The sequence below is a fragment of the Rhodococcus zopfii NBRC 100606 = JCM 9919 genome (genome assembly GCF_001895025.1).
Lineage (GTDB): Bacteria > Actinomycetota > Actinomycetes > Mycobacteriales > Mycobacteriaceae > Rhodococcus > Rhodococcus zopfii.
Genome location: NZ_BCXI01000059.1, coordinates 24,051 through 31,844 on the forward strand (window position 1 = coordinate 24,051; position 7,794 = coordinate 31,844).

The window sequence follows — 7,794 nt, forward strand, 5'->3', positions numbered from 1 at the left end:
GAACACCCGCCCGATGGTTGCACGGCAGACCGTCTCTGTCGTCATCCCGGTCTATCGTGGTGAGCACACCCTGGCCAGTGTCGTCTCCGAACTCGACCGGTACATCGACGGTGCCACGACCGCACTGGGAGTCGAGTACGTCGTCGACGAGATCCTCGTAGTCCACGACCACGGCCCGGACCGATCCGACGTGGTGATACAACAACTTGTGCAGGACCATCCTCGCCTACGCCCCGTATGGCTCAGCCGCAACTTCGGGCAGGACGCCGCGACGATAGCCGGCATGGCCGACGCGCGCGGCGACTGGATCGTCACCATGGACGAGGACGGGCAGCACGACCCGGCCAGCATCGGCGACTTCATCGACACGGCGCTCACCGCACGAGCGGATCTCGTGTACTCCAGGCCGAGCAATCCGCGTCCACACAGCGCAATGCGCAACATGACCTCGCGGGGCGCGAAACTGGTACTGGCGACTTTGTTCTCGTTTCCCGCATCGACACGCTTCGAGAGCTTCCGTCTGATCCGCGGTGACATCGCACGCAGCCTGGCCGGTGTCGCCGCGAACGGCACCTACCTCGACGTGGCGCTGTCCTGGGTGGTCGGCAGCACGGCCTCCGTCCCGGTCGAACTGAGACAGGAATACCGCGAGCAATCCGGCTACAACTACCGGAGGCTGCTGTCTCTTTTCTGGAAGATGTTCCTGTGCAGTGGAACCCGAGGTCTACGCTTCGTCAGCGTCGTCGGCTTCGTGTTCGCACTCACCGGAGCAGCGATGGCGGCGGTCATCATCTGGCAGACCCTGTACACCGACGACGACAGTCCCGAAGGTTGGGCATCGACCATCGTCGTGTTGCTGTTGTGCTCGGGCGCGACGATGATCTCCCTCGGGCTCATCGCCGAATACCTGGGCGTCGGGCTCCATATCCTGGCCGGTCGTCCCCTCTACCTCAGGGTCGACTCACCGACACCTCGTCTCGACGGAAACCTGCGCCACCTCGACTCGGCGCCGCCCGAGAACGCACCCCCGACGAGCACCGATACGCCGCGGAGCACGCAATGACCACCGAGCAGATTTCGTTCAACCGCCCCTATCGCGCCCGCCGCGAACTGGACAACCTGCGTGCAGCGCTGAACTCGGGTCACCTCCACGGCGACGGCCCGTTCACCGAGTCGGCCACAGCCAAACTTCGGCAGATCACCTCGGCGCCCCACGTGCTACTCACCACTTCGTGCACACACGCGCTCGAACTGAGTTGCTTGCTGCTCGACCTCGGTCCGGGCGACGAAGTGATCGTGCCGAGCTTCGCCTTCACTTCGGCCGCGACCGCCGTGACCCACCGTGGAGCCACCGTCGTCTTCGCCGACATAGACCCGGACACCGGCAACCTGGATCCGTCGTCGGTCGCGGACGCGATCACCCACCGAACGCGAGCAGTCATCGTCATGCACTACGGGGGAGTCGCAGCAGACATGGCTCTACTGCTCTACCTCGCGAACGTTCACGGCTTCGATCTGATCGAGGACAACGCACACGGGCTCGGTGGAACCTGGCAGAGTCGCACACTCGGCACCATCGGCACTTTCGGCACCCAGAGCTTCCACGGCACCAAGAACATCCACTGCGGCGAGGGCGGTGCTCTCCTGCTCACCGACGACGTCCTCGCCGAACGCGCCGAGGTCATCCGAGAGAAGGGCACCGACCGTGGACGTTTTCTCCGGGGTCTCGTCGACAAGTACTCCTGGCGGGACATCGGATCGAGTTACCTGCCCAGCGAACTGAACGCGGCTGTCCTCGACGCGCAACTCGACGAGTTCGCGACAATCCAGACCGAGCGTCATCGGGTGTGGAGTGCATACTCGTCCGCGCTCGCCGATTGGGCGGACCGCCGCGGCGTCCGCCGCATGATGGTTCCGCCCGACCGGGAGCACACTGCGCACCTGTACTACCTGCGGATGCCGAACGAGGCCCGGCGGGACGCACTCATCGACGACCTCGCTGGACAAGGCATCGTCGCACCGTTCCACTACGTTCCGCTCGACACAAGTCCCGCCGGCCTGAAATATGGACGTACCGTCGAATCATGCAGGCACAGCTCCGAGTTCGCGTCCACCCTGGTCCGGCTTCCACTGTGGCCGGAACTCACCGACGATCAAGTAGCCCGCGTCGCCGACGCCGTCACGAGCCACAACTGGTAGCACGCCGTGTCGGCAATCGGTATATCGACCACCCCACGTTATGAGATCGCGCCGCTCCGCGATTGCGTCCCGGACACGGATCATTCCGTGTCGATGAAAACAACCCCGCCCCCACGGGTCCCGGGCGCATTTTCCGGAAGCCGTACCCGCGGTAACAGGATCTGCCCGTCACGAACCGCAGCACCTCCCGGTAGTGCCACCCTGCCGTCCACAGCCGAACAGTCCGCGAATCCCGAAACCGCGGTTCGCTGCCTCGGACGCGCCGACCGATCGTCAACAAGCAAGTCTGATGTTTTCACAAACAGCATTTGAACCAGACCGACGTCGAACCACCGACCAGCACAAACACAGCGATCCGAATCCCATTTCGGTCGGTGGCGCCGCCCCGAGCCCATGTTCCCGGCGCGACAGCAATTCCCATCCCACAACAATCGGTTAGTGTTCCATTCACCAAAGCACGCTGACGCCATCAGCGACGAGCCCGTTACGCAGCGCTCCATACACAGTGCAGCAGCTTGTTTCCGCTATGGGAAAACATTGTGAGAGGGACGAAAATGGTGATGCCGGAATTCGAGTCGAACACGGGCCGTCACGACCGAACGAAGCGCCCCGCCGGTCTCGGCCCCCGATTTCTCGCGCGGCTCATCGATTCGGTGGTCGTGGCTGTCATCTTGTACCTCGTCATGAGCATCTTCGGTCTGCAAGAGAACCTTCCGCTGCTCGCGGGGCTGGCTGCGGCCGCCGCTCTCGTGTACTTCATCGTCTGCGAGACACAGTGGGGCACAACGATCGGCAAGCGATTGCTCGGGCTGCGTGTGATCGACCCGGCCGGTACGCGCCCATCGGCCCGGCAATCGGTGCGCAGGAACGTCTTCATCGCAGTAGGTGCCCTCCCCTATATCGGCACCATTCTCGACCTGGCCTTGCGCATTGCGATCGCGGTGACAATCGCCAAGAGCCCGACCAAACAGGGCATTCACGACCGGTGGGCCGACGGAACCCAGGTGGTGCACAACTCCTAGGCACTGCTTTTCACAGTCCGCACCCAATCGACTCCCGTGCTCGGATCCAGCCCGAGTTCCTCACGCAAGGACCTGCGCTCAGCCGGCGCTGGGGTATCGACCCTGGAGATTCGTGATGACGCTCAATCCCGATAGCCACACGGCGTCCGGGCACCGTGTGTCGGCACCTGGGACGCAAGTCGACGACGACATCCGGCGGCGCCTCGTCGCTGTGGTTTCCGCAAACACACACTCGCACGGCAAGGGCCACTTCGAATCCCGGCCCGGCCGGGCAACTCGAGCCGTCGGCTTCGTCCAGAGTTCGAGGCACAACCCATGAAGCCTGATAACGAGGTCGGTGGGCCACGAACCGACCTGTACGATCTGCGGAGAATCCGACAGTTTCTGGCAGTGGCAGACCACCTCAACATGACTCACGCTGCCCAAGAGCTTCGCCTCACCCAGCAAGCGGTGAGCGGATCGATGCGGTCGCTCGAACGCGACCTGGGTGTCCGCCTGATCAACCGAGTCGGCAGGCGGCTGGCACTGGCTCCGGCCGGTGTCATCCTCAAGAACGGTGCTGCACCGCTACTCCACGCGGTCGATGCTCTGACGCGGGACGTTCTCACCGGACCCGACGTCGGCGAGACGCGCCTAATCATCGGGTACCTTCCCTCCGTCACTCCCGACGAGGTCTACTCGCTGACCGGTCCGGTCCGTGAGTTCGCCACCCCGGTCACCGTCATCGGACGGCAGATCCTCGCCGACGAGATCGAAGCATCCCTCAGGAGTGGGGACATCGATGTCGCGCTTCGTCACGGCGCCTCCGAGTCACATCATCTCGAGACCGCGGTGATCGGGCATTCGCCGTGGCGTGTCGCTCTCTCGTCGCGGCACAGACTGGCACACAGGCCCGTGATCACACTCGTGGACCTGTCCGAGGATCTTCTGGTATTGCCCGACGCTTCGGGTGCCGGCTCGCACAACGACCTCCTCGTCGGAGTCTGTCGGAGTGCGGGGTTCGAGCCTCGGGTGGTTCACGAAACCATCGGTGGTCTCGTCCCGACCACGTCCGTCGTCGACGATGACCAGTTCACGTTGGTCACAGCCGAACCTGGCCTTCATCACAACGATCGTGTCTTCGTCGCCGAACTCCACGGCACCCCGATGGCACCGATACAAGCACTGTGGCTCCGCCATACCCACTCTCCCCCCAGAGACGCGCTCATTGCCCGGGAAGGATGACCGCCCGCCCGGGCCGTGCATCTGCCACACCCCCGCCGCTCGGCAGAGCGTACACACACGTATTCACTCGCAGAATGACCGAACCGTAGAAGGGGATCTCATGAGAAATAGACTCGGTGCAGCGCTGATAGCAGTAATTGTCCTGCCACTGACGCTCGCCGCGTGCGGAGAATCCACGTCCGAGCCGGCTCCGACCACGACAAGCCATTCCACCACCACCCCGCATGCCACCAGTACACGCTCGACAACCTCTGCGCCCAGTTCGACGACATTCGTCCCCCAAGCGGGCAACGGCTCGAGCGCCGGCAGCAATGGGGCATCGGTCCCGGCACCACGCAGCGACGGCACCGACCTCCCGTGCGAAGGCACCATCTGCACCAATCCGAACCACGGCGCCGGATCCGACCCGAACGCCAACGGCGGCGCCGTGATGCAGAACCCCAACGGCGACGGCACCGATGTCCCGTGCGAAGGCACCATCTGCACCAATCCGAACCACGGCGCCGGATCCGACCCGAACGCCAACGGCGGCGCCGTGATGCAGAACCCCAACGGCGACGGCACCGATGTCCCGTGCGAAGGCACCATCTGCACCAATCCGAACCACGGCGCCGGATCCGACCCGAACGCCAACGGCGGCGCCGTGATGCAGAACCCCAACGGCGACGGCACCGATGTCCCGTGCGAAGGCACCATCTGCACCAATCCGAACCACGGCGCCGGCGGCTGACAACCCGGCCCCCCGTTCGTCCGTCGGGAGCCGAGGCTCTCTGCCGGTCGCCGCAGCATCGAACGAGATGCTGCGGCGGCTTGCTGTCCCGGCCCCGGTCTCGGCGGCGCATCGCGCAGGGACGTCCCGACGAGGTGCGCTCGGGCACGGATTCCGGTTTGCGATGCTCGAGGACCCACCCTGATCATGGTGTCGTCTCTCTCCGATCGAAAGGATCACTGCAGTGAGCACGTTCGTCGTGGTCGGGTTGTGTGTCGGAATCGTCTGCGCGCTCGGGGCACGGGGGATCGCTCGACTCGGCCTGGCTGCGCCCCTGGTGATGGTGGTAGCCGGGATCGCCGTGTCGAGCGCTATGGACGAGGATCTGACCGACCTGTTGAACGCATCGGCTACCGAGCACGTCGTCGAACTGATCCTCGCGCTGCTGCTTTTCGTCGACGCCACCGAAGTACGCAAAGGCTTGTTCGGGGGAGAGCAAACCATTGCGATCCGTCTGCTCGCAGGTGCCCTGCCACTGTCGCTGTTCGTCGCGATAGTCGTGGGCTCCGCGCTGCTGCCCGCCACCGCAGTGGCAACCATCGTGGTTATCGCGTGTGTGGTCATGCCGACCGACATGGCGCCGGCGTCGACCCTCCTCAACGACGGAAGACTCCCACCCCGAGTACGCAGTGTTCTCAACGTCGAAAGTGGATACAACGACGGAATCGTCGCTCCGATCTTCGTCGTCGCGTTGGCTCTGCTCGGGGATGATCACACAGGGGAAAGCGTCGGCACCGCAATTCTTCACGGGCTGCAGTCATCACTGGTGGCAGGCCTGGTCGGGATCGCCGTCGGTTTCGGTGGCGCGCTCGCCGCCCGAACCTTGACCGACCGCGCGCTCACCACAACGAGAGGAATCCGGATCGGTGTCGCGCTAATTCCCCTCCTTGCCTACGCCGCTGCCGGCGTGCTGTTCGCGAACGGGTTCATCGCTGCCTTCGTCTGCGGCATCGCCTACCACGCCACACGCAATGCCGGGGTGACCGCGCACTCGGAGCTCGAACTCACCGAGGATCTCGCCACCCTGAGCAGCATGGCAATGTGGTTCCTTTTCGGTGCCACCGTCTCCTACCTCGCCGAGATCGGGCTACCCGGCTGGGAGGTGTTCGTATTCGTCGCAGCAGCGCTGACCGTCCTTCGCATCGTCCCTATTCGCCTGTTCCTCCTCGGGTCGGACCTGCCGACCCGAGATCGACGTGCGATCGCCCTTCTCGGCCCACGCGGAACGGCATCGATCGTCTTCGGTCTCCTGGCCTGGCGCGGCATCTCCGACCTCGACGACGCATCTTTGGTGTTGTATGTGATGGCGGCAACGGTCCTCGGCAGCATCGCTTTCCACGGTTTCGCCGCCAACCGAACAGCCGCAGGCTATGCGCGCGCGATACCGCCGTCTCCGAGAAGCTGAGATGGCGTTCGACAGGACTCCCGGAACAGCCGGCGCGCGGCATCCGCGACCGCGCCCCGGATCCGCTGAAGCGCTCCTCGATCTTTACCGGATCAAGCAGTTCGTCGCTGTGGCGAAGCACTTGAACTTCACCCGCGCCGCGGAGGAACTCCATCTGTCCCAGCAAGCAGTGAGCGGGACGATCAAATCGCTCGAGCGCGAACTCGGCATTGCACTGTTCCACCGCATCGGCGGCCGCGTCGAGCTGACTCCGTCGGGCGCAGCTCTACGGGACGGCGCCGTACCCCTTCTTCAGGCGGCAGGATCTCTGGCACGCACGATCAGTGCAGCGCAGTACGCTCGGCCATCCACGTTCACGCTGGCCCACACTCCCGAGATCGACTGCGAGGAGGTACTCGATCTACTTCCCGATCTGCGTAGGTTGGCCACGAGAACGGGCTGAGCTCATCCTTTGACCAGAGCCGCGGGTGGCCGGCTAGGGTGCCTTGGGTCCGAGCTCAGGAACGGTCTGGATCGCTGCCATGATCTGCGCGGCGATCTGATCTGTTTGCTCCACCGCAAGTTCGGGAACATCGTCGAAGTCGGTGCCTCCGCCAGGCAGGGTGCCTGCGATGTGAAAGTGAAGGTGCGGAATAGCTTGGTGAGCCGCCGTGCCGTTGTTCTGCCAGACCGCGATGCCCGGACGCTCAAATGCAGCATCGATTGCCGCGGCGGCCCATGCGAGGGTATCCATCATTGCGTGACGCTCGTGAGGTTCGGATTCCAGCAGGGTTGGGTAGTGCCGCACGGGCAACACGAGAAGATGCCCGATACCACGTTGCTCTCTCGTGACGAGCACCGCGATCAGATCGTTGCGACAGAGGATTGTGAACGGTCGCGCCCCACTGAGGTAATCACAGAAGGCGCAAGGCTCTTGCTCTGGGATGTCGAGACTGCTGTCGCTGTCGTTCATCCGACAACCAGGGATCGTAGGAACGCTTGGAACTCGGCGCGGTCGATCTTGCCGATCTCGTTTGGATGCACGACGATGCGCAGTTCTCTGGAGAATCGTCCGCGTCCGCGTCGCGTGCGAAGAAGGAACGAGAACGCGATGAGTCTGACGGCGACTTCGGCCGTCAGCTCGGGGATCCTGGACTGGCCCTGACCAAGTAGCGGCACGCAGATCGGGTCTCAGT

9 protein-coding genes are annotated in these 7,794 nt (G+C 64.1%); 7 read left to right on the forward strand and 2 right to left on the reverse strand.

What is annotated here, in order from left to right; genetic code table 11:
* Positions 1–13 precede the first annotated feature (13 nt).
* The 7 genes from RZ1_RS27420 to RZ1_RS31715 all read left to right on the forward strand — a co-directional run bounded on the left by RZ1_RS27420 (position 14) and on the right by RZ1_RS31715 (position 7,061).
* Positions 14–1,063 (forward strand): glycosyltransferase, encoded by a 1,050-nt coding sequence (locus RZ1_RS27420; RefSeq protein WP_072815856.1) that lies wholly within the window; start codon positions 14–16, stop codon positions 1,061–1,063.
* The gene (rffA, locus tag RZ1_RS27425; protein ID WP_072815858.1) at positions 1,060–2,199 is read left to right on the forward strand and encodes a dTDP-4-amino-4,6-dideoxygalactose transaminase; all 1,140 of its coding nucleotides are present in this window, start codon (positions 1,060–1,062) and stop codon (positions 2,197–2,199) included. The genes RZ1_RS27420 and rffA overlap by 4 nt, the downstream gene beginning before the upstream one ends.
* A 515-nt stretch (positions 2,200–2,714) precedes the next feature.
* Entirely contained in the window at positions 2,715–3,221 is a 507-nt protein-coding gene (locus tag RZ1_RS27430) for an RDD family protein (protein WP_139282018.1), read from the forward strand.
* A gap of 315 nt (positions 3,222–3,536) precedes the next feature.
* Positions 3,537–4,445: a LysR family transcriptional regulator gene (locus tag RZ1_RS27435; RefSeq protein WP_072815862.1), complete on the forward strand. Its 909-nt coding sequence runs from the start codon at positions 3,537–3,539 to the stop codon at positions 4,443–4,445.
* Between the two features lie 100 nt (positions 4,446–4,545).
* A complete protein-coding gene (locus RZ1_RS31540) occupies positions 4,546–5,175 on the forward strand; it encodes a hypothetical protein (protein WP_244899403.1) in 630 nt (209 codons plus the stop codon).
* A gap of 223 nt (positions 5,176–5,398) precedes the next feature.
* Positions 5,399–6,619, forward strand: a complete 1,221-nt coding sequence (locus tag RZ1_RS27445) for a cation:proton antiporter domain-containing protein (RefSeq protein WP_169918149.1) — start codon at positions 5,399–5,401, stop codon at positions 6,617–6,619.
* A 1-nt stretch (position 6,620) separates the two neighbouring features.
* The gene (locus RZ1_RS31715) at positions 6,621–7,061 is read left to right on the forward strand and encodes a LysR family transcriptional regulator (RefSeq protein ID WP_072815866.1); all 441 of its coding nucleotides are present in this window, start codon (positions 6,621–6,623) and stop codon (positions 7,059–7,061) included.
* Positions 7,062–7,094: 33 nt separating this feature from the next.
* Here the strand turns inward: RZ1_RS31715 and RZ1_RS27455 are convergent, their stop codons facing one another.
* Positions 7,095–7,571, reverse strand: coding sequence for an HIT family protein (locus RZ1_RS27455; RefSeq protein WP_072815868.1), 477 nt, complete (start codon positions 7,569–7,571; stop codon positions 7,095–7,097).
* The gene (locus tag RZ1_RS31550; protein ID WP_238071957.1) at positions 7,568–7,777 is read right to left on the reverse strand and encodes a macro domain-containing protein; all 210 of its coding nucleotides are present in this window, start codon (positions 7,775–7,777) and stop codon (positions 7,568–7,570) included. The genes RZ1_RS27455 and RZ1_RS31550 overlap by 4 nt, the downstream gene beginning before the upstream one ends.
* Between the last annotated feature and the right edge of the window lie 17 nt (positions 7,778–7,794).

Coding starts and splice junctions, on each gene's coding strand:
- RZ1_RS27420 (WP_072815856.1), top strand. CDS start 14: ATGGTTGCACGGCAGACCGTCTCTGTCGTCATCCCGGTCTATCGTGGT.
- rffA (WP_072815858.1), top strand. CDS start 1,060: ATGACCACCGAGCAGATTTCGTTCAACCGCCCCTATCGCGCCCGCCGC.
- RZ1_RS27435 (WP_072815862.1), top strand. CDS start 3,537: ATGAAGCCTGATAACGAGGTCGGTGGGCCACGAACCGACCTGTACGAT.
- RZ1_RS31540 (WP_244899403.1), top strand. CDS start 4,546: ATGAGAAATAGACTCGGTGCAGCGCTGATAGCAGTAATTGTCCTGCCA.
- RZ1_RS31715 (WP_072815866.1), top strand. CDS start 6,621: ATGGCGTTCGACAGGACTCCCGGAACAGCCGGCGCGCGGCATCCGCGA.
- RZ1_RS27455 (WP_072815868.1), bottom strand. CDS start 7,571: ATGAACGACAGCGACAGCAGTCTCGACATCCCAGAGCAAGAGCCTTGC.